The following is a 25,211-nucleotide window of genomic DNA, read 5'->3' as shown; positions in this document are numbered from 1 at the left end:
CTATCTACCTTCTTATCTTTAATCCGTTTACATCAGTGCATTCATAATCCAGACAGAACTCCATCACAATCCCTTCAATGGTATAAGTCGTCCGGGATATCAGGAGAATGGGATCATTCTTCTTAATATAAAAATACTGGGAAATGTGTTCGGGGCAGGCTACCGCCCGTATCATCTCATCGGAATATTGGGGAATCAGCCCGGCCTTATTGATTAAAACCTGATAGAGCGATCCCTTTTCCATATCCTCGCTCTCAAAATCAATGTCCTCCACCAGCTTTTTATTGATAAAGCTGATCTGATAGTTTCCGGCGATCTTGTCCACCATGCGCACCCGCTCCAAGCACACCACCGGATCTCCCTCGCTGATGCCTAACTGCCTTGCCAGCCGGTAATCCGCCCTGTCTTCCGCAATTTTCACCACATGAAATGTGGGCGACGGCTTCAGTCTGGTCCGTTCAGCTTCCGGGTCATACAGTTTGTTCACTTCTTTTTTCTCTAAGAAATCCACGTTCTTTACAAAGGTTCCCTTTCCCTTTACACATTCCAATACTCCCCGCTCTTCCAGCTCATAGAAAGCGTTCCGCACCGTCGTGCGGCTCACCTGGAATTTATCGGAATAATAGTTCTGGCTTTGGATGCGGGCGCCTTTTTCATAAATGCCGCTGAGGATGTCTGCTATGATGTCTTCTTTGATCAGTTTGTAGGACGCTACAAATTTTTTATCTTCCTTCATGACATGGCTCCTTATCACATATTTGAATAGCTAAAATATACCATTTATGCCATGCCATGTCAATGATATTTTTAGATAATTATGGGTTTTTATGGGGTTTTTGCATAGTTTTTGTGATATACACAGTTGTTATCTGATAACTTGGTTTTTTATTTAGGGAAAATATGCCATGTTGACATTTTTGCATAAGTGGTTACAGGATTCGCAGTAAATGACCTGACGTTTAAAGTAAAACGTGAAGGCATTTCTGAAAATCCCTTCACGTTCTATGTAAATGTGGTTCTGCGTGAATACCGATGTATAACTATTTAGGTGGGAGTACATACCGATAAGATTGGGGATCGTTGAGAATGATGTTGAAGACTTTAATGATGTGATTTTTATTCGATATAGCGGATTCGCTTGATTCTTGAATCATCAGGCCCGTGTTTGCATATGCTTCTGAAAATGGGCTCAACTTCGATATAGCTCGTTTCATATTATTGGAAAAAGACTCTGCTGTTTCACGGTACTTAAATGTAGTTAAAATATATTTTTTAGTCTCTAAGATATCGCGTTTTGCCTCTGGCGTCAAACGTATCTTATAATTCTTTCGTTTTTCCATAGGCTCTATACCGCATCGATCTCCTTCCATGCTTCTTCAATGGTGTACAACTGTCCCTGTTCCATACTTTCAATTCCTCTTTCCAGCTCTGTTTTTAACGCATGGATTGCGTCTGCCTCAGTATAATTCAAATCCTCCAGGCGTTCTGCCAAATTTGACTTAATCATATAACACATCTCCTTTCACATTTTCAATCATATTACACACTTTATTTTAACATGGCACGTTCAAATAATCCATATCCCTATAAAATCTTTCTGATATTTCCTCTGATAAAGCACTCTGGAACAGCCAATAAACGGTAACCCGCAGGCTCTGCACACGAGTTACCGTCATCAAACTTTTCTCTGCCCAGATACCTTCCCCGCTGTGTAGTTGGTGGAAATGGGTAAGGGATTGAAATTTTTAGCCATGCCAGCGAAAACCAGCCCGGAATCGTGAGGCGGAGCCGTGCGCCCCTAATTCCTAAATTCCAACAGCCGCCATCTTTGCCAATACTCTTTCTGTCCTCGCCTCCATATCCTTTCCTCCGAACTTTTGCAGCATCAGCTCAGAAACAATATTCCCGTCTTTCATAAAAAGCACCCTGTCGGCTTTAGCGGCGACCAACGGATCGTGGGTCACAAGAAGGATCGCTGTGCCTTCTCTGTTGATCTCCACAAGCAGCCCCATAATTTCCTCCGCCGTTTTAGAATTAACCGCACCAGTCGGTTCATCGGCAAAGAGAATCTCCGGATCATTCATCAGGGCGCGGCAGATTCCGGCACGCTGAAGCTGTCCGCCGGAAACCTCCCGGATATCCCTGTCTTCAAGCCCGTCAATCCCCATCTTCTTCATCAAGATCTTTGCCTTTTGTACGAGTTTGGCAGCCGCATGTCTGCCGTCCGGCACTGCTGGAAGGATGATATTGTCCAAGAGGTTAAGGTTCTTTAGCATGGTAGGCTGTTGAAAGATGAATCCCATCTTTGTCCGACGCAAATCCGCAAGCTGGTTTTCGCTCATTTCCGACAATTCGTCATCCTTGAACTTCACCGATCCGCTTGTAATGCTGTCCATGCCGGAAAGCACGTGAAGCAGCGTGGTTTTTCCGGAGCCGGAAGGCCCCATCACTGCGACGAACTCACCGCTTCCGATTTCTGCATTAACTAAATTCAGCACCTTCACCGGTTCCATGCCGGTTCCAAAGGTTTTCACTATATTTTTTCCAATGACGATATTCGACATATTTTATGCCTCCTTAATATATTCCGAAATTTTCAACCGTCGGATATCCGATACCCCCAGCACCGTGGCAATCATCACACAGCCCCCAATCAACAGCGGAGAAAACAGGTAAGCAAACCACTGGTTTACTACTAAGTTGAATCTTGTAGCACCAAAAGAAGAAATCAATATTCCTCCGACAGCCTCTCCCAAGGTGTCAGCCAGAATAATACCGGCGACAATCCCAAGTGCTGTCACAATCACGGAACGCGTCATATACTGCCTGCGAATATCCCCATTGGTAAATCCCATTGATTTCAGCACTGCAATTGAATACCGGTCTTTTGCCACCAGCATTTTCATAAACAGCAATGTGACCAGTATGGTAAGCAATACAGCAACGGCAAAAGACGCATAAGACGCTTTCCGTATAGCATCCAATGTGCCGCCGAATGTCTGGCGCACGTATTCATCAGCGGCCGCTACCGCAGCGAACGGAAACTCCGACTGATACCGCGACGCCGTTTCCACGGTTGAAGCCCTATCTCTGAGTTCTACCGGAATAATCACCCGCATTAAATCACCATCTCTTGTTTCAAACGAGGCCTTTGCCGTTTTCCCGGCCCCCGTGATGTCAGAATAAATGCCGCATACGGTCATGTGTTTTTCTTCACCGTCCACAATTAACGTCAGTTCGTCGCCCAGCGTTTTTCCAAGCTCCTCAGCGTTCAGTGAAGAAAGTGCAATCTCTGTATCAGCTGCCGGCGCGCCGCCCAATGAATACATGACAGGGAAGGCGTTATGGTCGCCCAAATCTACCCGCAGCCGTTCCATGCGTCCATCCTCCTTTGGCATACTAAACACCATGCCGGAAAGTACCGTATATCTTTCAACATTCTCATCCGCCTCAAGTGCGGCGATTAAGTCCTCTGCTGCGGACGAAACGTCGTCTGTCTGTGTTTGCGAAAAATGAACCGAGAGATCGCTTTCACCAATCCCCATGTAGGTCATAAAACTTCTTGCCGAAATAGTATGATAGATGTTCTGCGGAACGATTAAGAGAAATGACGCTATAACAAGTACAGCAAACATGGTCACATAGAGTTTCCTACGGGAAAACACATCCTTGAGACCCAGGAAAACATTGGGGGAAAGGAGCCTGTTCTCGCTGAAACGAAATCCTTTTGCTGCTTTCGATTTTTCTATAGGAGCGCCATACCGAACTGCCTGTGCCGCCGGTATTTTACGGAACTGCCGCAAAACGGCTTTCACATACCATATCACTGCAAGAAATATGATCGAAGCCCCGAGGATACCTATGAATGGCGCAGCCACTCCCCTGCCGCTGTCTCCCATGTACATACGCATATTCTCTGTCAATGGGACAGAGAAAGGAAACGAGAGCAGAAATCCCAAAATACATAATGATCCGGCAATCGCTCCGTACTTGGCCGAATACAGCTTTGCAATGTCCTTGGAGCGCAGCCCTACCGCTTTCAGCACACCGATCTCCCTGTAATCCTCCTCGACTTTGGCGAGAAGCGTAAGGCGGATACAGAGAATTGCCACGATAATCACAAGAATACTTATCATGATCAGCACTGCAATCATCATGCCGTCTGTTATGGCGTTCATCAAAGTAAGCAGCGGGCGGCTGATCACAGGCGGACCGTTTGCAGGCAGTCCTGCCGCGAAATAATCCGCCTGAAATGCCGGAAATTCCGTTTGGTCCTTCAAACGGAACTCAATCAAATATTCCATACTGCCAAAGCTTTTCAAATCCCTGAAATCATTTTCACTGACAAGAAAACGTTTGGAGCCGGCAATATCGGCGTTCATCGCAGAATCGCGTAAAAAACCGGCAACCATGAGCGGCACGCCATGTACAGTCATCATATCGCCTGATTTGGCGCTGCCGTCCTTTTTATAGCAGAGAGGGACATAGACCTCACTGTCAGCCGGATGAATGATATCACCATTTAAATCCAATAAAAAATCGAATTCTTCGTTTTGCGTGGAAAAGCCATTATCCTGCACACTTCCTTCCAGAGAATTTTCCCCTATGAAAATCTCCGATGCGTTCATATTGAGGAATTGTGCCAGTTGATATTTCTCCACATTTCCCTGCGTATCCGCGAAGTTTTGGACCTGCTGCCCGTCAACATCACCGGAATGCATCTGCATAAACTAGACTGCCTTAGCTTCCTCCATCAGATGATTGACCGCACCGAATAAATTTATTCCCAGCATGGACGCTGCCGATGTCAGAGCCGCTGCCGTCGTGATAAATACCGCGATTGTGATTGAGATCAGCTTACTTTTCCGTATATCGCTTAGAATCATTTTGCCGTACATGGTATGGCCTCCTTATTAATTTCCTGAATCGTCTCATTTTTCTAACTATTATGACAGCTCCTCCTCACATTTTAACAGCTGCCGCGTCAGGACACCCAAAAGCAGCGTCACAATGCTGACAAATAATGTCGGTATAAATATCTGAGCGCTCCATTTTTCAAAAATAACACCATACAGAATCTGGCCCAGCGGCGCAGCGCATTGGGCGACCGCCGTAATAATTGCCATGACTTTTCCAAGATTTTCGTTGGGCGTTACCCTTTGAACCTTTGTGATGATGTAAATAGAAATCATCGTCATGCTCGCCGCAATAGGAACAGCCCCCAGCATAAACAGGATAAAGGAAGGGTAATATCCCATCCCAAGCACAAACGGCATCAGGGATACCGCCATGAATATCATCATTAGGGAGCAGGCAAAAAGCCAGCGGTGAAGTGTTTTCAATCTCATTTTTTTTGCAAAAAAACCAATGGACAGTGCGCCTAATATGGTGGCAAAATTAATAAGTCCCATTCCGATTCCATACAAGGTATCCCCGCTTTGCATCGTTACCCGCAGAACAATCGGAGCTCCTACAAGGAAGTAAGGAACCAGCACCAGATTCAGCAAAACAGCAATCATGCTGACCTTCCGGATGAATTTCTGCTTAATGACATATAGAAAACCTTCCTTCATATCCCTTGTGATGGTTGGTATGATGCGTCCAGCCCATTGTCTTTTCTCAAACGGTATCTTGATGAAAATCTCCATTACAGCCGACAGGAAAAATAAGATACAGCTGACCGCAGCAACGGTTCTGAAGCCCATAATTCCATATAGTATCCCGCCCAGAACCGGAGCAGCAACAGCAGACAATGCCTGTACCGCCTGCACAAGACCATTGGCTCCCTCCAATTTTCCCTTCTCGACCAACAGTGGAATGCTCGCCGTTACAGCCGGAGTATAAAGGGCGCTGACAATGGAAAGAAGCACCATGGTAACTCCAACCGTAAAGATAGAAATGCCGCCTTTATTCATAAATAAAATCAGGGACAATACAATCGCACTGCTGGTAAAATCAAATATCACCATCAGGTTGCGCCGGTTAAACCGATCTGCAATTGCTCCGCCAAGCGGTGCAAGCAAAAGCGGTATATTGGATATGGCAAACATCGTGGCAAATAAAGATTCGCTGCCTGTTGTATCCAAAACGTACAGGGAAAGCGCAAACCGCAGCAGCGCCGACCCCAGAATTGATATAATCTGGCCCAGCACCATTAAATTAAAGTTTTTGGGTGATGGTGTAACAAGAATTTTCTCTTTCATTCTGAAACCTCCTATATAAACTGACCGTCAGTTTATTATTGATATAAAAAAATTTGCATGATACATGCGTGACACAAATATCATGCAAATATTTTCTTGAGTTCATTAAAATATCCCGTGGGAACCCCTAATGTCTTTTCCATCATTTCAATAAAAGCCGCCGCATACCGGGCGTTCTCTTCTTCACTCCTGTGAAATAATCCTTCATCAAAAATCACTTGCCCTGCAGCCAGCAACAAAGCCATTGTTTCCTGCGGATAATCCGTGGAAAATGCGTCAGCTCCGTTATCTTCTTTAAATATTTCCGCCATAACAGGCGCAAGATTCTTTATACTTAACGCTAAACTTTTTTGGTGCATCTCAGCGTTTTGAACCTCGTGAAATTGACGGGTCATATCTTCCTTTCCCTTTATCATCTCCTCTGATTGGCCCTGGCCCATCAAAATGGCAAATATCTTCTGGGGCGGGGTCATATCAGGATCTTCCACAATCTTCCTGGCATGATCTGCCATATCATCTACCATACGCTGAATAATCGCATCCATAACCTCTTCTTTTGATTTAAAATAATAATAGAATACCCCTTTAGACAGCCCATGTACGTTCAAAATATCTGTAACCGTTGTTTTTGCATAGCCCTTTTCAGCGAACAGCTTTTGTGCCGCATCCAATAACTCGCTTTTTCTTACTTCTGGCTCTTTATGTCTGCTCATAATCGATTCACCACCTTTTAGACCGACGGTCAGTTTACTAAATGTTAGCATGGAATGATACAAAAGTCAAGAAGTGAATTTTTTATGTTAAAGACCAGGTGCTTCGCATTAAAGGGTGAAGGCATTTTCCAAAATGCCTTCACCCTTAATGTAAAAAAAGCCAAATGTTAAATAATCCCCCGCAAATGCCACCACACTAATCCAATAGTAAACGTCCCTATCGTCTGTATCACAAATTTTAAAGACATCACCTTAACCACGTCCTTATTCTTCATCATCCCAAAGGAAAATGCGATCATATAAAGACTGGCCTCATAACAGAAGATCAGCTGGGAACCGCCCTGGTAAATCATATGAATTGCCGCCTGCACGCTCAGCCCATAGTCCACGCAGATCTGAGCCAGCGGCGCTCCCAAAAGGCTTAAAATCGCAGCCGGAGTCATAATGAAGTTAAGAACAACCGCCAGCAGATAGCTCACCGCCATAAATGGAATATTGGTCATTCCTTTCATATAAGGCAGTGCCAGGCCGGAAATAAATGTTCCGAATCCTGCTTTTGCTCCCACCACGCCGATGCTCATACATGCTCCTACAAACAGCCATGCGCCCCAGTTTATTTTCCCCAGGTCGCTTTTATCTCCCAGTTCCATACCAGGAACAAATGCCAGCGCAAGGGCGGCTACAAAGCCGTATACCATGCCCAGTCCATGCCAGCGGCTGGTAAACAGGTAAACGGTCAAGGCCAGAAGAATGCAGAGCATTCTCTTTTCGGCGGCCTCCCATTTCCCCAGTTCCTTCAGTTTTTCTTTAAAGAAGCTGACCTCTCCCATCTTTTCTTCCGGTTTGCATATCCACGCAGTTGCCGCCACAGACAATACCAGCGGGATAATATGAACCGCATTGTCCAGGAAAAAATTCATATAATTGGTGGAAATGGAGGTCACTTCGTTGGCCCCGTTATAGGCCACGGCAATATAGTCCGGCGAATAGAGAAAATAATTGCTGTCCAGATATACAAATGCGCTGGTAAGCAGTATTCCGGCAGACGCCTTGCTCTTTCCGTATCCCAAAGCGCTGCTGATCCCATATGCCACCGCCAAAGCCGCCACTCCGGCTAAAGCTCCCTGTAAAAGCAGACGCGCCAAAAGGGAAAATACGGCTACGGCGTACACAATTCCCACATAAGATCCCCCTACTTTATCGCTGAGCGTATAGGCCAGCCGCTCCAGAATGTGTGTTTTTTGGATCAGCGTCACCAGCGCCAGCGCGCACAAAGTAATCCAAACACTTTCCGTGGAAAATACGGAGAGAGGAACGGATAAACTGCAGACACCCGTCAGCCCATATCCAAACAGCAAAAGCAGAGATGTGGCCATATTGTTGAGCAGTTCAAATGCAAATGCCATAATACTCCAAAGAGTGATCGCCAGATACATGCGCAGAACCGGCGTAAATGATTCCGTTGTGGGGATCAGTAAAATCAACACGGGCAATGCCACAGAAATGATCCATTTTTTCATATAAGCGCTATTCCAATGATTTTTCATTGTGATAATTCCCTTCTTTGTCAAAATCTTATTCTTTCATCCATCAATAAGCCAGTTTCAGCACTGCAAGCAACTCCTGCTCGCTGCATATCGGACGGTACCATTTGTCACAGGGTACTGTGCCGTACAGATCGTGGACAATGTCATTTAGCGCCTCTTTTGGTACGTTGACCTGGGACAATCTGGTGGGCAGGCCCAGCTCTTTACAGAAATTCTCAAATGCTGCGATGGCTTGGGAAGCGATGGCATAATCGCTTTGGTTTCCGTCAATATCCCACACATTCTTACCCCAGCGCGCAAATCTGGCCGCAGTCTTGTCGCTTAAACAGTATTTAAACCATGCGATTGAAAGCACCGCAATTCCCGCCCCGTGCACAATATCATAATAAGCCCCGATCATGTGATCCAGCATGTGAATCGGCGAATACAAAGGCCCCCTTCCGTAAGAGGTCAGATGGGAAATGGACATGACCGCCGCCCACATCAGCTGGGCGCGCGCATCGTAATCCTCCGGACACATCATCACTTTTCTGCCGTTATCCACACATGTTTTCTGAATACCCTCTGAAAATCCATCCTGCATACAAAGCGGATAATTATCGAAATAGCTTTCATATGTATGGCTCATAATATCCACAATTCCACAGGCAGTGTGGAATTTGGGCACTGAAAATGTATAAGAAGGATCCAAAATAGCCGCTGCCGGCCTCTCCTTATCATTTCTCAATCCGATTTTTTTCTTTTTATCCAGATTACTGATTACTGAGCTGAAAGATACCTCTGCGCCGGAAGCGGCCAGCGTCGGAATGGCGATCACCGGTTTTACCTGCTCGATCTCCACCTTATGCTCATAAAAATCCCAAACATCCCCGTCATGATACACGGCAAAACTGATGGCCTTTGCACAGTCGATGGTGCTTCCGCCTCCTGCCGCCACGATACAGTCCGCCTGACATTTTCTTAACAGCTCCGCCCCTTTGTTGACCGTGGTATGGCGGGGGTTCGGTTCGATTCCAGTGAACTCCGTCACTTCGATTCCATTTTTCCTGCACACCTCATGCACCTGATCATATAGGCCGGAAGCCTTTGCCGGAATCTCATCAAACACGAACAAAATCTTCTTTCCGTACAGAAGCACTTCCCGGGCCAGGGATTTTTCCACCTCTCCCTTCCCAAAATGAATCCTTGTTGCCAGCTGAAATTCAAAATTATTCATACTTTTTCTCTGCCTGAGCAGATTTCCCTCCTTTTTCTTTGTAAATTTTTTATCAATCTAACCTCATTAAAACACTTGAGAGTTACACTCAGTCAAGAGAAATTGAGAATATTTTTTATTTTTTTTGCGGTTCTCTATAAGACCTGAATTTTTATTCTAAATAAAAAACAGCAAACCGGCTGTCAGTTTACTGTTCTTCGCTTCTGCTGCATAAGCAGTTGTTATTCTATTTTAAATATTAATATCCAAACACTGTAAAATTGATTTATTTTGTGCACTGCAATTTTATTTTCAGCCTGGTGTCATTGTCCAATGCTTCGATCCTCAAACAATTGGCTCCTCCGCTCAATTTAACCGCGGCCGTCCCTTCCGCCTGGCCTTTACCGGACCAGATCACAACGCTTTCGCCCTGATCATTATCATACTTAACCGCACATTCACCGGAAATCACATCCACCTCATATATTACCGTCCGGTCCGTGTGATCTCCCGCCTCTTGGGCCAGCAAAACGCAATTATTTTCCACGGTTAAATCCAACTTACTGTAATCACACAAAAAGCTTTCATCATCCGTCTTTCCTACAATATCGCTCATACTATAAGCCATATGAAAATCATCCCCATATACCTTTGCGATGATGCCGTCATATTTTTCAGACCAATCCTCTACTGATGAATCAACTTCTTTATCCGCTTTCTCTTCAGCCCCCATCGTATCAAAATCATGGTTTTTTTCAACTGCTGAGGAAGTTTTGCTTTCTTGAGCGGATTGATTTGCTGAACTTAATGAACACCCAGCCATTAACATAGCTATAAGTACAAATGATACTGCAATCTTTCTCATTTTCAACCTCCAACCCTGATCTGCCTGCTAAATAATATCGATCTTAATCTCCGGAATCAGCCCGTCCTCATACATCTTTTTCTGGATAAAGGTTCTGGATTTCTTCAGCGTGGTTCTTCCCTTTTCTTTAAATGTCCCCTGCCTGAGTTCCTCCATAATCGGCACCTCCACCGAGTCGAAAAACATCTTTTTATACTGGATATCCCTCAGTTCCTTTTTCAGTTCCTCAATCTGGCAGACCAACTTTTCTTCCTGTTCCCGCATCAACTTTGCCCGTTCCGACACCGTCACATCTCCCTTGAGCGTGAGCAGCACAAATTCCCTGCACTCTTCGATTGGAAGCCCCACGCTTCTCAGACATTTTACCGCCCGCCCAAAAAACGCATCAACCATAGAAAAATGCCTGACATTATTAGCATCCCTGGACACGAACGGAAAAATGTGCTCCTTATCATAATATCTCACGGTATGCTCCGAAATTTCTATCAGCTTTGCCAATTCCTTAACCGTATACTTGGATGTAGTATCCCACTCATTCCTTTCCCCCACAAAATCAATATAATCCTTCTTATACCTTAATATCTCATTCCAGACCTCCTCGCGGTCCTTTTTCGGCTCACTGGCTTTCATGCCGCCCCCTCTTTCCCTCTGCATAGTTTTCAGCAAAAACATTGTTACTTTACTATCAATTATATCCCATCTACCAAAAAGAGGCAAGTTATCCTGCAGAGCAGCTTTTCACTTTTAGGGAGGTACGCGCGGAATCGGGAGGAGGAAGCGGTATTTATATAAAACCATATTTACATCAAACGTGAAGGGATTTTCAAAAAAGCCTTCATGTTTTTACTTTAAACGTCAAGGCATTTCGCGAAAAGCCTTCACCCTTTACATAAAATCCTCAAGGCATTTCCAAAAATCCCTTCACGTTTGATGTAAAATTTACTCCCGCATCCACCAAATCTTTTTTATCCTCAGCTTGCCAAGCAACAGCCGGAAAGAAGGGGGAACCTGGGCGGGCGGCGGTAATGGAAACAGACAGGGGATCGTGTGCAGACCCTTAGTGATACTTGGTCGGCAAGGGCGGAAAAAGGCAGACAAATACTGAATTCCGAATCAGTATTTGAGGCGCCACTGAACGATGAAGTCATAAAGAGTTCATCGTGAATGGCGCCGCGCTGCCTTTTTCCGCCCTTGGTGGCCTAGTATCACTTAGGGTCGTAACCCGAATCCCCTGTCTGTTTCCATTTCCGCCGCCCGCCCAGGTTCCCCCTTCTTTCCGGCGTTTCTTACTCCACTAAATAAAGATTTACAATGCCTCCCCATTGGTTTGGATTATTTTTTTGTACCACCAGAAGGACTTTTTCCTATATCTCTCAAAGCTTCCGCTTCCATCGTCATTCCTGTCCACATAGATATATCCATACCGTTTTTTAATCTCAGCTGTAGAAGCGCTCACCAGGTCGATGCAGCCCCAGGAGGTATATCCCATCACTTCCACGCCGTCGTGAATCGCCTCTCTCACCTGTTTCAAATGTTCTCTCAAATATTCAATCCGGTAATCATCCAGCACCGTCTTTTCCCCATTATCCAATGTCACCAGTTCATCCACTGCGCCCAGACCGTTTTCCACGATGAACAACGGCAGCTGATACCTGTCGTACAGTTTGTTTAAGGTATAGCGAAGCCCTTTCGGGTCGATCTGCCAGCCCCAGTCGGACGCTTTCAAATAAGGATTTTTATATCCCCGGGACAGATTTCCTCCAGTGCTCTCTGCTAATTCAGTATGAACCGTCTCGCATATGCTGGAATAGTAGCTGAAAGAGATGAAATCCACCGTGTTTTTCAGCATTTCCTCATCCCCCGGCTCCATTTCTAAATGGATATTGTGGTCTTTAAAATAATTCAGCAGATAAGCCGGGTATTTACCGCGGGCATGGATATCGGCGAACAGCATGGTTTCCCTGTCTTTTACCATGGTTGCTATGATATCATCCGGGTCCGGCGTCAGCGGATAGACGGTAATGCCTAAAATCATGCAGCCGATCTTCGCATCCGGAATGATCTCATGGCCCATTTTCACCGCCATGGCGCTGGCCACCAGCTCGTGATGAATGGCCTGATACAAATCCTGTTCCGTCAGCTCTTCCGGCGGAGTCAGAATGCCGCCGCTCATAAACGGCGCGTGAAGCAGGGAATTGATCTCATTAAAAGTCAGCCAGTATTTCACCTTTCCTTTATAACGGGTGAAAATGGTTCTGCAGTACCGTTCGAAAAATCCAATCAGTTTCCTGTCTCTCCAGCCGTCATATTTCCTGGACAGACCAAGGGGAGTCTCATAATGGGAAATGGTTACCAATGGCTCGATCCCATATTTCAGGCATTCGTCAAACAGATCGTCATAAAACTGAAGTCCTTTTTCATTGGGCTGTTCCTCGTCCCCTTCCGGGAAAATCCTGGACCAGGCAATCGATGTACGGAACACTTTAAATCCCATTTCAGCGAACAATTTAATATCCTCTTTGTAACGGTGATAAAAATCAATCCCTTCCAGCTTTAAATTATCCGGCGTAGGTTCCTCGGTCCGCGCTCCCCGCAGACCGTGGGGAAGGACGTCCTGGACGGACAGCCCTTTTCCATCGGCATTGTACGCTCCCTCACACTGATTGGCCGCAACCGCGCCTCCCCAAAGAAAATTTTCAGGAAATCTATTCATATCTGTATTCTCCCTCTCTTATTTACCGTTTTCTGCCGTCAGCAGAGTTCTATAAGCGGTGCTCCGGCTTTTACTTCGCCGGATGCCAGCGTTTCCACAACCTCATAATTAAAATGATTGGATATAATCACCGGAGTAATCACATCGTATCCCTCAGCTTCGATGGCCTCCCTGTCAAATTCCAGTATCACATCGCCAACTTTCACCGCATCTCCCGACGATTTTTTTACGGAGAAATGTTTTCCTTTCAGGTTGACCGTGTCAAGTCCTACGTGGATCAGAACTTCCGCCCCGTCCTCCGACACCAGTCCCACCGCGTGTCCCGTATCAAATATGGAAACAATGGTTCCGTTTACAGGAGATACCACCACTCCTTTAGAAGGACGGATGGCAATTCCCTTTCCCAGGATTCCTTCTGCAAACGTAGGATCGTTTACCTCTTCTAACGGCACCACAGTTCCTGATAACGGAGCCGCAATGGTGACACTCTTAGACGCTTTCACGTCATCATTTTTCATAGTTTTTGTATCAGAAGACTTCCTGTCAACCGTTTCTGCCGCCTGCGCTTCTGTTCCTTCGCCTTCTTCCACAGGATCTTTATAAAGAACATAGGATACGATAAATGCAATCACCACGCTGACTACCGCGCCCATACATGCAAAATAAAAATCAGTCATTCCCTCGCCGCCCAGATAGCTTGGCAGGGTTAAAAAGCCCGGTGAACCGCCTGAATAGTTCTTTACGCTGAAAATTCCCATCAGGAAGCCGCCCACGCCGCCGCCAATCATGGCCGCATAGAGAGGTGTTTTAAAACGGATGTTGACACCGTATAATGCTGGTTCCGTGATTCCGCATACTGCCGTAATTCCGGCAGAGGAGGCCAGCTGTTTGATCTCAGATTTTTTGCTCTTAAATGCCACTGCAAGAGCAGCGCCGCCCTGAGCCACATTGGACCCCAGCATTCCGGGATAAATCAGAGTGTCGTATCCCATTGTCATACGGTTGTTGATTCCGATGGGAATCAGGCCGTAATGGGTTCCCGTCATAACCAGCAGAGGAGTCAAAGCTCCAACCAGAGCAGGAACCAGCCAGCTGCAGTAATTGTTCAGTCCATGAACGCCGGCTGCGATGATGTTGCTGATAACGGTGCCGATCGGTCCGATGATTACAAGCCCGACAATTCCGGTAACTAATATTGTTATCAGCGGTTTTGTAAAGAATTTTACCGCTTTCGGGGATACTCTGTCCGCAATCGGTTCCACGTAAGACATGAACCAAACGATCAGGATAATCGGAAGTACGGATGAAGAATATCCTGCATTTGTAATCGGAAGCAGGAAGATCTTTATGGCTTCCCCGCTTTCCTTGGAAGCTGCCACCATATTGACAAAATCCGGGTGAAGCAGGATTCCGCCCAGCATCATGGCCAGATATGGGTTGCATTTAAATTTCTTAGCCGCCGAGCTGGCTAATAACACAGGCAGGAAATAAAAGGCCGCATCCGCCATAAATGACAGCACCCGGTAAGTGTCTCCTGTTTTATCCACCAGTCCGAACGCCAATAAAAGCGCCAGAATGGCTTTGATCATACCGGCCGCCGTAATGGCTGGAAGGATCGGTGTGAATATGCCGGAAAGAGTATCCACCAGACGTTCCACCACTTTGCGGTCGTCCTTTCCCTTTCCGTCAGGCGTTCCGCCGTTTGTTTCCTTAATATCGCAAAGTTCCGTTAACGGACGGTAAACGCTGGCAACGTCGCTTCCGATCACCACCTGATACTGACCGCCTTTGTTCACAACTCCCATAACACCTTTGACCTTTTTAAGATCATCCGTCTGCGCTTTTCCCTCATCTTTCAGGTTAAAGCGGAGCCTTGTGGCACAATGGGTAAGGCCGGAAATGTTGCCGGCGCCGCCGACTTTGTCCAGAATTTCCTTTGCCAATTCCTGATAATTCATGGGTAGTTCCCCCTTTTCTATTGTTTCTCTTTGTTTGATGTCCACAGCTTATCATAGTATGGCGAAAATATCATTATCCCAACCGCGGATTGGTTCAGCGTTTCAAAATTGGCATGAAAAAAACCGCTGTTTTTGAAACAACGGTCCAAACTTTTTCATTTACTCACTCTTCCCTGCCTCTTCATCCGGCACTTCCCTCATGCTCCAATAGTCCACAGCGGTCCTCAGGGACTCATGGCAGACCATTTCTAACGCGGACTGCACCTGGCTCTCATAATGAAGGGATAAATACATGGAAAAGAATACGTCCAGCACATAGGTGGTGGCCGTAAATGATGTGACCACCTTCAAACTCAGCAGGGAATCCCGGGACGGAATCTCCACCACCTCGTCACACCATTTCCGGATTTCCTCATTATGCCGTCCCACGATTCCCACCACATAGGTGTCCGTCGTCTTCTGAAGATACCGGGCCACATCGATCATGGACCGGTTGGCTCCCGTAAAACTAATCACAAAGGAAACGGATTTCTGCTTCCTGGCCGCCGACAGATAATGGGCGTTGACGCTCTCATATGCGGTGCATTCCATTCCCAAAGTGGCGAATTTAAATGCCGCCGACTGGGCCAGGATATAGCTGATTCCGCTGCCGTAGATATCGATTCTGCCCGCCGTTTTGATCCGGTTGAAAATGCGGGTGACCACATTTTTATCCATGCAGGACCTGGTATCCGTTATGGCCTTGTCATACAGCTGGGGCAGGGTCATCAAAATGTCCTGATAGCTGCTCTTTTCCGTAATTGGTTCCTTGCTTAACAGCTGGTTTACTCGGATATTCTGAACCATTTCGGAAATCAGCTGATATTTCAGTTCCTGATATCCTTCCACCTCCAGCTTTTTGCAGAGCCGGACCACGGTGGCCTTGCTGGTAAATGAAGCTTTCGCCAGTTCTTCCGACGACATCTTCTGGATATCCTCCATATGATCTAAGATATACTCTGCCACCGCACACTCCTGATGGGTGAACCCCTGCATTTCCTTTAACCGTTCCAGAATCATCGCAACTCCTCCATAGTAAGATCCTTTTCTCATGCGCCGCCCTATAAATTTGTTTTAGTATATCATCGCAGCATTTTGTTTTCAAGGGTCTCCCTGTGGAATGAAAAAAATGTTATTGCAGCAATGCTTCCTTCATAATATCCAGCCTTACATACCCCTTCACGTCTCCCGAATCCACCTTCTTATCCTTTATAAATCCGTCCAACTGGCTCTGATAGATATTGTAAATGCTCTCGTCCTGAATCATCTCCTTCAGTTCATCCGCGCTGTAAAATACGGCCGAATCTCTTGTTTCCTGAAGCTTTTCCACCTCCAATTTGCCAAATGCCGCAGACTGTTCCACGGTTTCGTCCATATGTTCCGCCCTATACTGGTACACCTTGTTTAAAGCCCGGCAGAATCTGACCGCCACATCCCTGTTCTCCTCTAAATATTCCGGAGTCGCCACCCAGCTTCCCGGAAATGACCGTTCATCGATGAAATCGGAAGTCTGTGCCAAAACCACCAATTCTTCCTCCACCGTATTTCTGATTTTCACGGAATGCGTGTCCCAGCTGGCGATGGCGTCCGCCTGGTCTGCGATAAAAGCGGACACCGCTCCGGCCATATCCATCGCGTAGATGTTGACCTCCTTCTTATCGATTCCGGCCCGTTCCAGCGCCAGATTTAAAATCGCTTCTCCCGAAGTTCCCAGCTGAGTGACCACTTTTTTTCCTTTTAAGTCTTCCATCGTCTTAATTCCTGAGCTTTTGCGCACCAGCACCTGTTCCGAATTGCTGATATGGGAAAGGGAAATCACATCCGCCTGTCCCTGGGCACAAAGGGTGTGGGCTCCGTGTCCGATATAGCCAAACTGCAGGTCCCCGGAAACCATCGCCGCTATTTCAGGCGGCCCCGCCGTAAACTGCACCCAGTTCACCTTCAGGCCCTCTTCTTCAAAATATCCGTTTGTCTCTCCCACTCCCGGCACACAGAGAGCCGCCAGCCCCGGATGATAGGCCACGCTGATTTCCGTAAGCTCCCTGGTTTCCTGGCTGGATGGGGTTTTTGCCTGTGCCGCCCCGGCTTTGCCGCATGCGGTAAGCGCCAAGGACATCATAATTCCCATTGAAACGATTGCTTTCTTTCCTTTCATACTCTTCCTCCTACTTCTTTTGAGCCAGATACTCTGTATATACTTCCGACCATATCTCATTTTTAAGTTCCATAAACCGGGAATCCATTTTTGTCTCCTGGGTTCTGGGATATGGAATATCGATATCCACAATCCGTTTGATCCTCGCCGGGCGGCTGCTCATGATAACCACCCTCTGCGCCAGAAGGACCGCTTCTTCCACGTCGTGTGTGATGAAAAAGCAGGTTTTCTGTTCCTGTTCCCAGGTATCTAAAAGGTCAGACTGTAGCTGCGCCCTGGTCTGAGCGTCCAGCGCCCCGAACGGCTCGTCCAAAAGCAGCAGCTTGGGATTCATGGCAAATGCCCTTGCAATGGCAACCCTCTGCTTCATTCCCCCTGACAACTCCTTGGGATAGGAGCTTGAAAATTCGTCTAACCCCACCATTTTAATGTATTTATCAGCCGCTCTTCCCGCCTGTTCCCGGGTCATCTTCTTATTTTTCAGGCCGTACATGATATTTTTCTTAACGGTCAGCCATGGAAATAGCGCGTACTGCTGGAAGATCACCCCGCGCTCCGTGCTGGGTTCCTCCACCCTTTCCCCATCCACCAGAATTTCCCCTTTGGTGGCTTTATCAAGGCCGGCCATAATGTTGAGCAGCGTGGATTTTCCACAGCCGGACGGCCCCACCACACAGACGAATTCATTTTCATAAATCTGCAGATTGATGTGGTTCAGCGCCTTTACCGGCCCCCGGCTGCTCTCATAGATCCGTTCAACGTCCCGGATATCCACCTTGATCGTTTTTATACTGTTCTCGTTTCCTGCCATCCGGTGATCCTCCTTTCCAAAAGCGCGATGATGCGGTCCATTAAAAATCCAATAATTCCGATGATCAAAATCCCCAACAGAACCACATCCATCTGAAAATACATGCTGGCTTCCTGAATCATCTGCCCCAGGCCGATCTGTGCCCCGGTCAGCTCCGCAGCCACCAAAGTTGTCAGCGCAGCCGACATGCCTAGCCTCATAGCCACCAGGATATGCGGCAGAGACGACGGAATGATCACCCGGTAAAAGATCTGAAAATCATGGCTTCCCAGCACTCTGGCCGCTTTAATCAGGGTGTTGTCAACCCCAATCACCCCCTGATAGATAGAGATCACCATAACCAGAAAGGAACCGATAAATATCACCGTAATTTTGGCCGATTCCCCGATTCCCTGGGCCACAATAACCAGCGGAATATACGCGATGGGCGGTATGCTTTTAATGAATTTAACCCACGGCTCCACAATCAGCCGAAACGGCTTATACCATCCCATCAAAAATGAAACCGGCAGAGCGCATACAAATGCCAGCGAAAACCCTCCCAGCGCCCTGGACAAACTGGCCGTGATATGCGTCCAGATCACCCCGTCCACGGATTTTGCCGCAAACGCCCTGCACACCTTGGCAGGACTTGCAAATATCTTCCCCGCTGAGGAAGAAGAAATTGCGATCCAAACCGCCATAAATATGGCAAACGATAAAAATCCGAACAAAAGCGATGTCTTCTGCTGCCATATCTTATTTATTTTTTCCATGCGATACCTCCATTTCCACTCCAATGTCATCACATTTAACCTCTGCTGCCCGCCTCTGCATCACAGATAATGGATTCTGTCCTTATATTCCTCCAGCAGCCTGCGGTTTTCCTCATCCCCTCCGTCCACATTGGTGCTGTTCACCACAGGAGGATTGAATCCCCGTTCCAAAAGCAGCTCACAGGCGCGTATCTCCAGTGTATGTCCGATAAATGACGCCGTTATGGTGGAAGTAGCCGCTACCTTTTGTTTCATTCCGTCGATGAGAATGCTGGCGTCCCCGAAGTCGCCGCAGTCATCGATCACCACGTCACTTACATCATACAGCATATTGCCCGTTGGATCAAAGGAGGTTACATTCTTCGCAAACTCCATATTGATGATGGAAGAGACGAAAATCCCTCTCTTTCTCGCTTCCACCGCCATCTCCGTCACAATCGGAATCCTGCCTGCCACGGAATGTATGATTAACATATCGCCGCTTTTAATCGGCACGCTGTTTAACACCAGCACACCCGATCCGGGCAGTTTTTCCAGCTCCGACGTGGTGGTGATGGGCCGGTTGCTCACCAGGGTTCCCGGATGGAGAATCGGATTGGCCAGAATCAGCCCTCCTGCCCTATGGTACATATCCTGTGTAAAGATCCCCGCATGTCCGGGGCCGAACAGGAAAATGCTGCCTCCCGACACGATCGTTTCCGCCATTTTTTCAGCGGTTTCTTCCATCGCCTTCTCCTGTGTGGAACTGATTTTCTGAAGCATTTCCATAACATGATCCAAATACATCTGTGAATGTTTACTCATTACAACCCTCTCCTTGTTCGCTTTGATTGATTTGATAAACCGATCATAGCACAGTTGTATTTATCCAATAAGTCATAACTTTTTTATGACCCCCTGCCCCGTTTTCCTTCATTGACTGCCTATGGAAACCGTGCTACAATCGACACAAACAACCCTTGTCCTTCCTTATGGAGGTTATCATGTTCTTTTTCCTGCTTACGTTAATTATCTCTTGCTTTTTAGTTGTCTTTTTGATTAAAGACATTAAAGTCATTTATTTCGTTCAGGTTTTTCTGGGCCTGACTCTGTTAATTATCGGTTTCATGTTCTATTTTGCAAAGATAGGAGGGATTTCCAACGAGCTGTTCACCCTCTTTTTTCTCACAAAACCGATTCATGACGGTATGATGAATTATCCCATCGGAAGCAATCTGCTCAACCAAATCATTAATTTCGGGCGCAGTCTGGCCCTTTACGGCTTTTTGTCCTTCTCCATCAGCGAGACTTCATTTGCCGGAAAAAGCAGCCGCAGAATGTGCATGTGGCTGGCGGCCCTTCCCTCCCTTTTTCTGTTTTTCACCTTCACTCCACAAGTCTATTTTAAAATCGCAGCCGGCGGTTCCCAGGTTTTTCTCAAAAACTTAGATTCGGGCTTTCGCATTTTAATGATGGCTGTTATCCTGTTTTCCACGGTTCTCCTCATCCGCAACATAGCCGCAGTCCGCATAAAATGGCTTCGCAGCAAGCTTCTCTGCCTCTACGTATCCATGTGGGCCCTAATGCTTTTTTATACCGTAATCGGAATCATCACCCCTTTGCAGGTCGTCCGTTTGGACCGGATCTATTTTCTGCTTTCCCGGATCTTTTATTACAGCAGCCGCTGGTCTGACCGGTACTGGAAGATGATCATCGGGTGTTCCATCTGCTTTACAATCTTCTGCGCCGTCTCTTTTATACGCTACCTGAATATGGAACGCCTGCTGGCAAAGCCCGGCGCATCCATTGAAAAACGGATGGCAAACAGCGATTTAGGCGTCCGCATCATCGCCCACAGCATAAAAAATAACCTGATTTCAAACATGGTCATTTTAAAGGAATTAGAGGAACATTTACAAGAAAGTGAAGATGTCCAGGCCAGGGATATGATCCGCTATCTGATAGACGGAAACAGCTCCGTCCTGGACAAAATGAATGATTTAAACAGCTTCTTCAAAGAAAAAAAGCTCCGTTTCGAAAAACATCCGGTCATGGACCTCATTTACAAAGCCAAAGCCGAATTCGAAAACCTTTCGGAACAGGAACTGGTGATCTGCGGTCCGGATTCCGATCTGTACCTTTTAGCCGACGGTCAGCTTCTGACCCAAACGCTCATCAACATTTTAAAAAATGCATTCGACGCAATAAAAGACATCCCAGGCGGCAAAGTAACCATTTCCGTCTTCTCCAACCGCTACCAAATCTTCATCCAGATTCACGACAACGGAATCGGTATACCAAAAGACCGATTAAAGCAGATCTTCACCCCCTTTTACACATCAAAAAACTCAAAAAACAACTGGGGTCTGGGACTGGCCTATGCGGAAAAAATAATTAAGATGCACAAGGGAATGATCCGAATCGAAAGCGCAGTAAATGAGGGAACTAGCGTCTACCTGATGCTTCCGATATACGAAGAAGGGAGAAAATAAAAGATGAAACCAGAGACAATTAAGATACTTCTGGCCGATGACGAACTCTTTATACGAAAAAATATAGCAAAATCCCTGCTTGCCGTAGATCATTTCGAACTGGCCGGGGAAGTCTCATCCGGCAAAGAAGCAGAAGACTTTCTTTCCAAACACCAGGTGGACATCGTGGTCATGGACGTGGAAATGGACAGCAGCAACGACGGCCTGACCTCCGCTTACGCCATCTCCATGAAATACCCGGAAACCGCCGTCATCATGATGACGGTGAGGGATGACGACAACACCATCTACAATTCCTACTGCATTCCCGCCGTCCGGGATTACGTAGTTAAATCTTATAATAACGATGAGCTGATCGCCGCCATCATGCGGACTTCAGAAGAGCTTCTGAAAAACCACTCCGCCAACCAGAAACTCCGTGAAGAATTTAAACGCCTGAAAAAGACGGAAACCAGCCTCCTCTTCGCCCTTGGCCTCCTTTCCAAGCTGACGGCCTCGGAAAAGGAAATCATCGCAATGAAACTGGACGGAGTCAGCAACCGTCAGATCGCCAAACTCCGTTTCGTATCCGAAGGAACCGTAAAAACACAGATTACAACCTTGCTGAAAAAGCTGGGCTATAAAAAAATGAGTCAGGTTGTGGATTTGATCCATGATCTTAAAATAGAGCATTTTTTTAGATAACACATCCATTTTTAAAGTAAAACGTGAAGGCTTTTCTGAAAATGCCTTGAAGATCTATGTAAATGTCTAACATTGTAGTTTGGGTTAATCCATGTTATATTACTATTATTCTTTAATTTATTCCATTTGTATCTGAAAGGAGATTTCACCATGCCTGTTTTTGATTTTACCAATACTCCGGACGAGAGCAGCCGTTCCGAATGCACCTATACCGTATTTCAGTCCAATGAAGCCGAGGCCTCACCTGAAAAGCCGATTCTGATTCTTGATAATCGCGAAAGGACTTGGAGCCACCATGCCTGCGGACAGTTTTCCGTCCCCTCGAAACGGACCACCTTTGAATTTAAAGAGGAAGACGGAACGTACAGCGCCGACATTCTTCAGGTGGACTCCCGTTTTGTCAATCTTCTCCAATGGTTAGGAGAGAGCCATATCAACGTCCGGCTGTCAGGAAAGAACCGTGAAGACGGCTACGCGGTCTACAAAATACGCGAATTCGCCTTCGGCGGCGGCAGCAAGCTATCTGCGGAAGACGGTTTTCTTCAGTTCATGATCGGCCGATTGTTAGCCAGCAATGCGCCGGAAAATGGCCCTGAAGACGAAGATCAGGACGAAACCGGAGACGATATGAAGCTTACCAGCCTGCAGAGCATTTCAGATTTTATGGCCTGCGCAGGCAGAACCCTTCCTGACAACATCCGCCTTTGGGCGCGGAGAAACTTAGCGGTAGCCCGCTCTCATGAAGTTTCCCCGGAAGAAAAACGCCATGCACAGCGGGCTCTTTCCGTCATGATGAACATTCAATGGAAAAACAATTATTTCGAATCCATTGATCCCCAAAAAGCACGTCAAATCCTGGACGAAGAACTTTATGGGATGGAACAGGTCAAACAGCGGATCATCGAAACTATCATACAGATTAACCGCACTCATACGCTTCCTGCCTACGGCCTTTTGCTGGCCGGACCTGCCGGAACCGGAAAGTCCCAGATCGCTTATGCGGTGGCCCGTATTTTAAAGCTTCCGTGGACCACCTTGGACATGAGCTCCATCAACGACCCGGAACAGTTAACCGGAAGCTCCCGTATCTATGCCAATGCAAAACCGGGAATCATCATGGAAGCCTTCTCCATTGCAGGAGAGTCAAACCTTGTATTTATCATCAACGAACTGGATAAAGCAGCAGCCGGAAAGGGCAACGGCAATCCCGCCGACGTCCTCCTGACGCTTCTTGATAACCTTGGTTTCACGGATAATTATATCGAATGCATGATACCTACCGTAGGCGTATACCCCATAGCGACCGCCAACGATAAGTCGCAGATCAGCGCGCCTCTCATGTCAAGGTTTGCCGTAATTGATATTCCGGACTATACGCCGGAAGAAAAGAAAATTATATTTTCCCGATATGCCCTGCCAAAAGTTCTGAAACGTATGAGCATGCGGGAAAATGAATGTATCATTACCAAAGACGCCCTCGATGCAATCATTGAAAAATACATGGATACCACCGGAATCCGGGATTTGGAGCAGGCAGCAGAGCATATAGCCGCCAACGCCCTTTACCAGATCGAAGTAAACCATGTCTCCGGTGTTACATTTAACGCAGAAATGGTACATAATCTGCTCGGATAAATCCGTTCCCCCCGGAATTTCCACGGCTGAAAAGTAAGACACTTATGACTGCTTCTTCTTACTTTTCAGCCCTTTTTATGCAGTGAAAATCAGGCAGCGAACACTGTCAAATGATTTTATCCTGCAAGTTCCATTCCAAGCTTTTTCAGCGCATCCAACGCTTCCTCGTCCGGCGCATCATTTGCGATTATGCCTTCGCCTCCGATAATTTCAGCTCCTGCGCGTTCCATGCGGGAAGTCCATTCTCTCATCCACTCTCCGTCTCCCCATCCATAGGAACCGAACAAGCCGATCTTTCTTCCGGAGGCAAACTTCTCCACCTCTGCCACAAAAGGTTCCATTTCGCTTTCTTCCAGCTGTTCAGCACCCATAGACGGACATCCGAGCGCAAAGCATTCCGCATCCTTTAATGCGGACGGTGTCACATCGCTTACAGAAATCACTTTGGCCGCTGCACCGCCCGCTGCGATCCCTTCTCCTACCGCCTCCGCCATGGCTGCAGTATTTCCTGTTCCGCTCCAATAAACTACATATACTTCCTTCATCATTTCTTTAGACAGTTAATTATCTGCCTATCCTCCTTTTTGCCGTTATTTATATGAATCCATGATCAGGAGCTGGCCACTTGTCTCAGCGGACATCCTGCAATCATTTCTTTCATAGCGCATTCCCGAACCTCATCATAGCGGCGGAAAATCTCTTTTGCCCGTTCTTTATCATGATAAACCTTCCAATATCTGCAAAGAAGGCAGTTCTTCCCCTGGTTTCTGATAAAGCCCTGCACATCCTCCAGAGGATACTCCAAAAGCACTCCCAGTTCATGAGGAAAACTGATTTTTCCTTCTGAATACTCCTGATATCTGCGCCGGAGCCTGAAGATTACCGACTCCACGACGGGATCAAAATATCCGTATTCCTCCAAAAACTGTCTGATATCTTCTTTTTTCAGATGTTCTTCCAGCTTTTCATAGCGGTAAAGAAAGATCACATCATTATCCTTCCTCAGAAATAAAGGCACACAGAGAATGCCGCTTCCTGCCAGTGTCCGCCTTACCGTCTTCCAAGTCCCCGACTGAATGGTCACAATATTGGAAATCTTAATTCCCTTGAGTACCGGCGCGCACTGGCAGACGATATGAAACTCCAGCTTTCTTTCCTTATCGCATTGTCCTAAATAATTTAAAATCACATCGGCTGACAAAATTGTACCTCCTTTGTCCGCATGGTTAGCAATTGCTAACCATGCAATAATCTTATCTTGTTTTTTAGCTGCTATCAACCCTTTTATTGCTCTATAATTATCATTATCCCCCAGTTGAGAAATATTATTAGGTATAACTAGGATTAAAACATTTGTTTTATTATATAAAAATGATACAAAAAACACCCTTATTATGCGGGTATAAGGGTGTTTTTCGTAGGAGTCACGAACCTCTACGGGTCAGATAGAGGAAACCTGTTTAAGGT

General features: G+C 46.6%; 24 protein-coding genes. 3 read left to right on the top strand and 21 right to left on the bottom strand.

Annotation, left to right across the window (positions count from 1 at the left end):
- Window positions 1–4: 4 nt before the first annotated feature.
- The 19 genes from C0033_RS22310 to C0033_RS22230 form a co-directional block, all read right to left on the bottom strand.
- Entirely contained in the window at window positions 5–736 is a 732-nt protein-coding gene (locus C0033_RS22310) for a GntR family transcriptional regulator (protein ID WP_103230131.1), read from the bottom strand.
- Between the two features lie 304 nt (window positions 737–1,040).
- Window positions 1,041–1,340, bottom strand: coding sequence for a hypothetical protein (locus C0033_RS27200; protein ID WP_103230130.1), 300 nt, complete (start codon window positions 1,338–1,340; stop codon window positions 1,041–1,043).
- A 5-nt stretch (window positions 1,341–1,345) separates the two neighbouring features.
- Entirely contained in the window at window positions 1,346–1,507 is a 162-nt protein-coding gene (locus C0033_RS27195; RefSeq protein ID WP_180994861.1) for a hypothetical protein, read from the bottom strand.
- Between the two features lie 298 nt (window positions 1,508–1,805).
- Window positions 1,806–2,564: an ABC transporter ATP-binding protein gene (locus tag C0033_RS22300; RefSeq protein ID WP_103230129.1), complete on the bottom strand. Its 759-nt coding sequence runs from the start codon at window positions 2,562–2,564 to the stop codon at window positions 1,806–1,808.
- Between the two features lie 3 nt (window positions 2,565–2,567).
- Window positions 2,568–4,727, bottom strand: coding sequence for an FtsX-like permease family protein (locus tag C0033_RS22295; RefSeq protein ID WP_242984577.1), 2,160 nt, complete (start codon window positions 4,725–4,727; stop codon window positions 2,568–2,570).
- A 3-nt stretch (window positions 4,728–4,730) separates the two neighbouring features.
- The gene (locus C0033_RS27550) at window positions 4,731–4,898 is read right to left on the bottom strand and encodes a hypothetical protein (RefSeq protein ID WP_242984576.1); all 168 of its coding nucleotides are present in this window, start codon (window positions 4,896–4,898) and stop codon (window positions 4,731–4,733) included.
- A gap of 48 nt (window positions 4,899–4,946) precedes the next feature.
- Window positions 4,947–6,203 (bottom strand): MFS transporter, encoded by a 1,257-nt coding sequence (locus tag C0033_RS22290; protein WP_103230128.1) that lies wholly within the window; start codon window positions 6,201–6,203, stop codon window positions 4,947–4,949.
- An 80-nt stretch (window positions 6,204–6,283) separates the two neighbouring features.
- Entirely contained in the window at window positions 6,284–6,916 is a 633-nt protein-coding gene (locus tag C0033_RS22285) for a TetR/AcrR family transcriptional regulator (protein WP_103230127.1), read from the bottom strand.
- Window positions 6,917–7,083: 167 nt separating this feature from the next.
- Window positions 7,084–8,436 (bottom strand): anion permease, encoded by a 1,353-nt coding sequence (locus C0033_RS22280; RefSeq protein ID WP_180994858.1) that lies wholly within the window; start codon window positions 8,434–8,436, stop codon window positions 7,084–7,086.
- Between the two features lie 70 nt (window positions 8,437–8,506).
- On the bottom strand, window positions 8,507–9,679 hold the full coding sequence (locus C0033_RS22275; RefSeq protein ID WP_103230125.1) for an iron-containing alcohol dehydrogenase: 1,173 nt from the start codon (window positions 9,677–9,679) through the stop codon (window positions 8,507–8,509).
- Between the two features lie 265 nt (window positions 9,680–9,944).
- Window positions 9,945–10,523 carry a hypothetical protein gene (locus C0033_RS22270; protein ID WP_103230124.1) on the bottom strand — a complete coding sequence of 193 codons (579 nt, stop codon included), beginning with the start codon at window positions 10,521–10,523 and terminating at the stop codon, window positions 9,945–9,947.
- 27 nt (window positions 10,524–10,550) lie between these two features.
- Window positions 10,551–11,153, bottom strand: a complete 603-nt coding sequence (locus C0033_RS22265) for a MerR family transcriptional regulator (RefSeq protein ID WP_180994857.1) — start codon at window positions 11,151–11,153, stop codon at window positions 10,551–10,553.
- Window positions 11,154–11,829: 676 nt separating this feature from the next.
- Window positions 11,830–13,236 carry a 6-phospho-beta-glucosidase gene (gene ascB / locus C0033_RS22260; RefSeq protein ID WP_103230122.1) on the bottom strand — a complete coding sequence of 469 codons (1,407 nt, stop codon included), beginning with the start codon at window positions 13,234–13,236 and terminating at the stop codon, window positions 11,830–11,832.
- Between the two features lie 38 nt (window positions 13,237–13,274).
- Window positions 13,275–15,194 (bottom strand): beta-glucoside-specific PTS transporter subunit IIABC, encoded by a 1,920-nt coding sequence (locus C0033_RS22255; protein ID WP_103230121.1) that lies wholly within the window; start codon window positions 15,192–15,194, stop codon window positions 13,275–13,277.
- 159 nt (window positions 15,195–15,353) lie between these two features.
- Window positions 15,354–16,286 carry a MurR/RpiR family transcriptional regulator gene (locus C0033_RS22250; RefSeq protein ID WP_347501208.1) on the bottom strand — a complete coding sequence of 311 codons (933 nt, stop codon included), beginning with the start codon at window positions 16,284–16,286 and terminating at the stop codon, window positions 15,354–15,356.
- 79 nt (window positions 16,287–16,365) lie between these two features.
- Entirely contained in the window at window positions 16,366–17,388 is a 1,023-nt protein-coding gene (locus C0033_RS22245; protein WP_180994856.1) for an ABC transporter substrate-binding protein, read from the bottom strand.
- A 10-nt stretch (window positions 17,389–17,398) separates the two neighbouring features.
- Window positions 17,399–18,199, bottom strand: coding sequence for an ABC transporter ATP-binding protein (locus tag C0033_RS22240; RefSeq protein ID WP_103230118.1), 801 nt, complete (start codon window positions 18,197–18,199; stop codon window positions 17,399–17,401).
- Window positions 18,175–18,954, bottom strand: coding sequence for an ABC transporter permease (locus C0033_RS22235; protein ID WP_103230117.1), 780 nt, complete (start codon window positions 18,952–18,954; stop codon window positions 18,175–18,177). The genes C0033_RS22240 and C0033_RS22235 overlap by 25 nt, the downstream gene beginning before the upstream one ends.
- A gap of 60 nt (window positions 18,955–19,014) precedes the next feature.
- Window positions 19,015–19,758: an SIS domain-containing protein gene (locus tag C0033_RS22230; protein WP_103230116.1), complete on the bottom strand. Its 744-nt coding sequence runs from the start codon at window positions 19,756–19,758 to the stop codon at window positions 19,015–19,017.
- Window positions 19,759–19,925: 167 nt separating this feature from the next.
- Between C0033_RS22230 and C0033_RS22225 the strand changes: the two genes are divergently transcribed.
- The 3 genes from C0033_RS22225 (at window position 19,926) to C0033_RS22215 (ending at window position 23,744) form a co-directional block, all read left to right on the top strand.
- Window positions 19,926–21,425 (top strand): HAMP domain-containing sensor histidine kinase, encoded by a 1,500-nt coding sequence (locus tag C0033_RS22225; RefSeq protein WP_146043806.1) that lies wholly within the window; start codon window positions 19,926–19,928, stop codon window positions 21,423–21,425.
- A 3-nt stretch (window positions 21,426–21,428) separates the two neighbouring features.
- Complete coding sequence (locus C0033_RS22220; RefSeq protein ID WP_103230114.1) at window positions 21,429–22,109, top strand: response regulator transcription factor; 681 nt, start codon at window positions 21,429–21,431, stop codon at window positions 22,107–22,109.
- Between the two features lie 150 nt (window positions 22,110–22,259).
- Window positions 22,260–23,744 (top strand): AAA family ATPase, encoded by a 1,485-nt coding sequence (locus C0033_RS22215; RefSeq protein WP_103230113.1) that lies wholly within the window; start codon window positions 22,260–22,262, stop codon window positions 23,742–23,744.
- A 116-nt stretch (window positions 23,745–23,860) separates the two neighbouring features.
- Here C0033_RS22215 and C0033_RS22210 read toward each other — a convergent pair whose 3' ends face one another.
- Both C0033_RS22210 and C0033_RS22205 read right to left on the bottom strand, forming a co-directional pair.
- The gene (locus C0033_RS22210; protein ID WP_103230150.1) at window positions 23,861–24,289 is read right to left on the bottom strand and encodes a flavodoxin; all 429 of its coding nucleotides are present in this window, start codon (window positions 24,287–24,289) and stop codon (window positions 23,861–23,863) included.
- Window positions 24,290–24,354: 65 nt separating this feature from the next.
- Entirely contained in the window at window positions 24,355–24,945 is a 591-nt protein-coding gene (locus C0033_RS22205) for a DUF3793 family protein (RefSeq protein ID WP_180994855.1), read from the bottom strand.
- Window positions 24,946–25,211: the final 266 nt, after the last annotated feature.

The sequence above is a fragment of the Clostridium sp. chh4-2 genome, from assembly GCF_002899675.1.
GTDB lineage: Bacteria > Bacillota > Clostridia > Lachnospirales > Lachnospiraceae > CHH4-2.
Note: the sequence above shows the minus strand (reverse complement) of the source record. Positions and strands in the feature narration are given on the sequence as shown.

What these genes read in the sequence shown, in the direction of transcription:
- C0033_RS22285 (WP_103230127.1), bottom strand. Translation starts at nt 6,916, where the DNA reads ATGAGCAGACATAAAGAGCCAGAAGTAAGAAAAAGCGAGTTATTGGAT.
- C0033_RS27195 (WP_180994861.1), bottom strand. Translation starts at nt 1,507, where the DNA reads ATGATTAAGTCAAATTTGGCAGAACGCCTGGAGGATTTGAATTATACT.
- C0033_RS22250 (WP_347501208.1), bottom strand. Translation starts at nt 16,286, where the DNA reads ATGAGAAAAGGATCTTACTATGGAGGAGTTGCGATGATTCTGGAACGG.
- C0033_RS22255 (WP_103230121.1), bottom strand. Translation starts at nt 15,194, where the DNA reads ATGAATTATCAGGAATTGGCAAAGGAAATTCTGGACAAAGTCGGCGGC.
- C0033_RS22290 (WP_103230128.1), bottom strand. Translation starts at nt 6,203, where the DNA reads ATGAAAGAGAAAATTCTTGTTACACCATCACCCAAAAACTTTAATTTA.
- C0033_RS22280 (WP_180994858.1), bottom strand. Translation starts at nt 8,436, where the DNA reads ATGAAAAAATGGATCATTTCTGTGGCATTGCCCGTGTTGATTTTACTG.
- C0033_RS22265 (WP_180994857.1), bottom strand. Translation starts at nt 11,153, where the DNA reads ATGAAAGCCAGTGAGCCGAAAAAGGACCGCGAGGAGGTCTGGAATGAG.
- C0033_RS22230 (WP_103230116.1), bottom strand. Translation starts at nt 19,758, where the DNA reads ATGAGTAAACATTCACAGATGTATTTGGATCATGTTATGGAAATGCTT.
- C0033_RS22225 (WP_146043806.1), top strand. Translation starts at nt 19,926, where the DNA reads ATGGAGGTTATCATGTTCTTTTTCCTGCTTACGTTAATTATCTCTTGC.
- C0033_RS22270 (WP_103230124.1), bottom strand. Translation starts at nt 10,523, where the DNA reads ATGAGAAAGATTGCAGTATCATTTGTACTTATAGCTATGTTAATGGCT.
- C0033_RS22275 (WP_103230125.1), bottom strand. Translation starts at nt 9,679, where the DNA reads ATGAATAATTTTGAATTTCAGCTGGCAACAAGGATTCATTTTGGGAAG.
- C0033_RS22240 (WP_103230118.1), bottom strand. Translation starts at nt 18,199, where the DNA reads ATGGCAGGAAACGAGAACAGTATAAAAACGATCAAGGTGGATATCCGG.
- C0033_RS22215 (WP_103230113.1), top strand. Translation starts at nt 22,260, where the DNA reads ATGCCTGTTTTTGATTTTACCAATACTCCGGACGAGAGCAGCCGTTCC.
- C0033_RS22220 (WP_103230114.1), top strand. Translation starts at nt 21,429, where the DNA reads ATGAAACCAGAGACAATTAAGATACTTCTGGCCGATGACGAACTCTTT.
- C0033_RS22310 (WP_103230131.1), bottom strand. Translation starts at nt 736, where the DNA reads ATGAAGGAAGATAAAAAATTTGTAGCGTCCTACAAACTGATCAAAGAA.
- C0033_RS27200 (WP_103230130.1), bottom strand. Translation starts at nt 1,340, where the DNA reads ATGGAAAAACGAAAGAATTATAAGATACGTTTGACGCCAGAGGCAAAA.
- C0033_RS22210 (WP_103230150.1), bottom strand. Translation starts at nt 24,289, where the DNA reads ATGAAGGAAGTATATGTAGTTTATTGGAGCGGAACAGGAAATACTGCA.
- C0033_RS22245 (WP_180994856.1), bottom strand. Translation starts at nt 17,388, where the DNA reads ATGAAAGGAAAGAAAGCAATCGTTTCAATGGGAATTATGATGTCCTTG.
- C0033_RS22300 (WP_103230129.1), bottom strand. Translation starts at nt 2,564, where the DNA reads ATGTCGAATATCGTCATTGGAAAAAATATAGTGAAAACCTTTGGAACC.
- C0033_RS22235 (WP_103230117.1), bottom strand. Translation starts at nt 18,954, where the DNA reads ATGGAAAAAATAAATAAGATATGGCAGCAGAAGACATCGCTTTTGTTC.
- ascB (WP_103230122.1), bottom strand. Translation starts at nt 13,236, where the DNA reads ATGAATAGATTTCCTGAAAATTTTCTTTGGGGAGGCGCGGTTGCGGCC.
- C0033_RS22295 (WP_242984577.1), bottom strand. Translation starts at nt 4,727, where the DNA reads ATGCAGATGCATTCCGGTGATGTTGACGGGCAGCAGGTCCAAAACTTC.
- C0033_RS27550 (WP_242984576.1), bottom strand. Translation starts at nt 4,898, where the DNA reads ATGTACGGCAAAATGATTCTAAGCGATATACGGAAAAGTAAGCTGATC.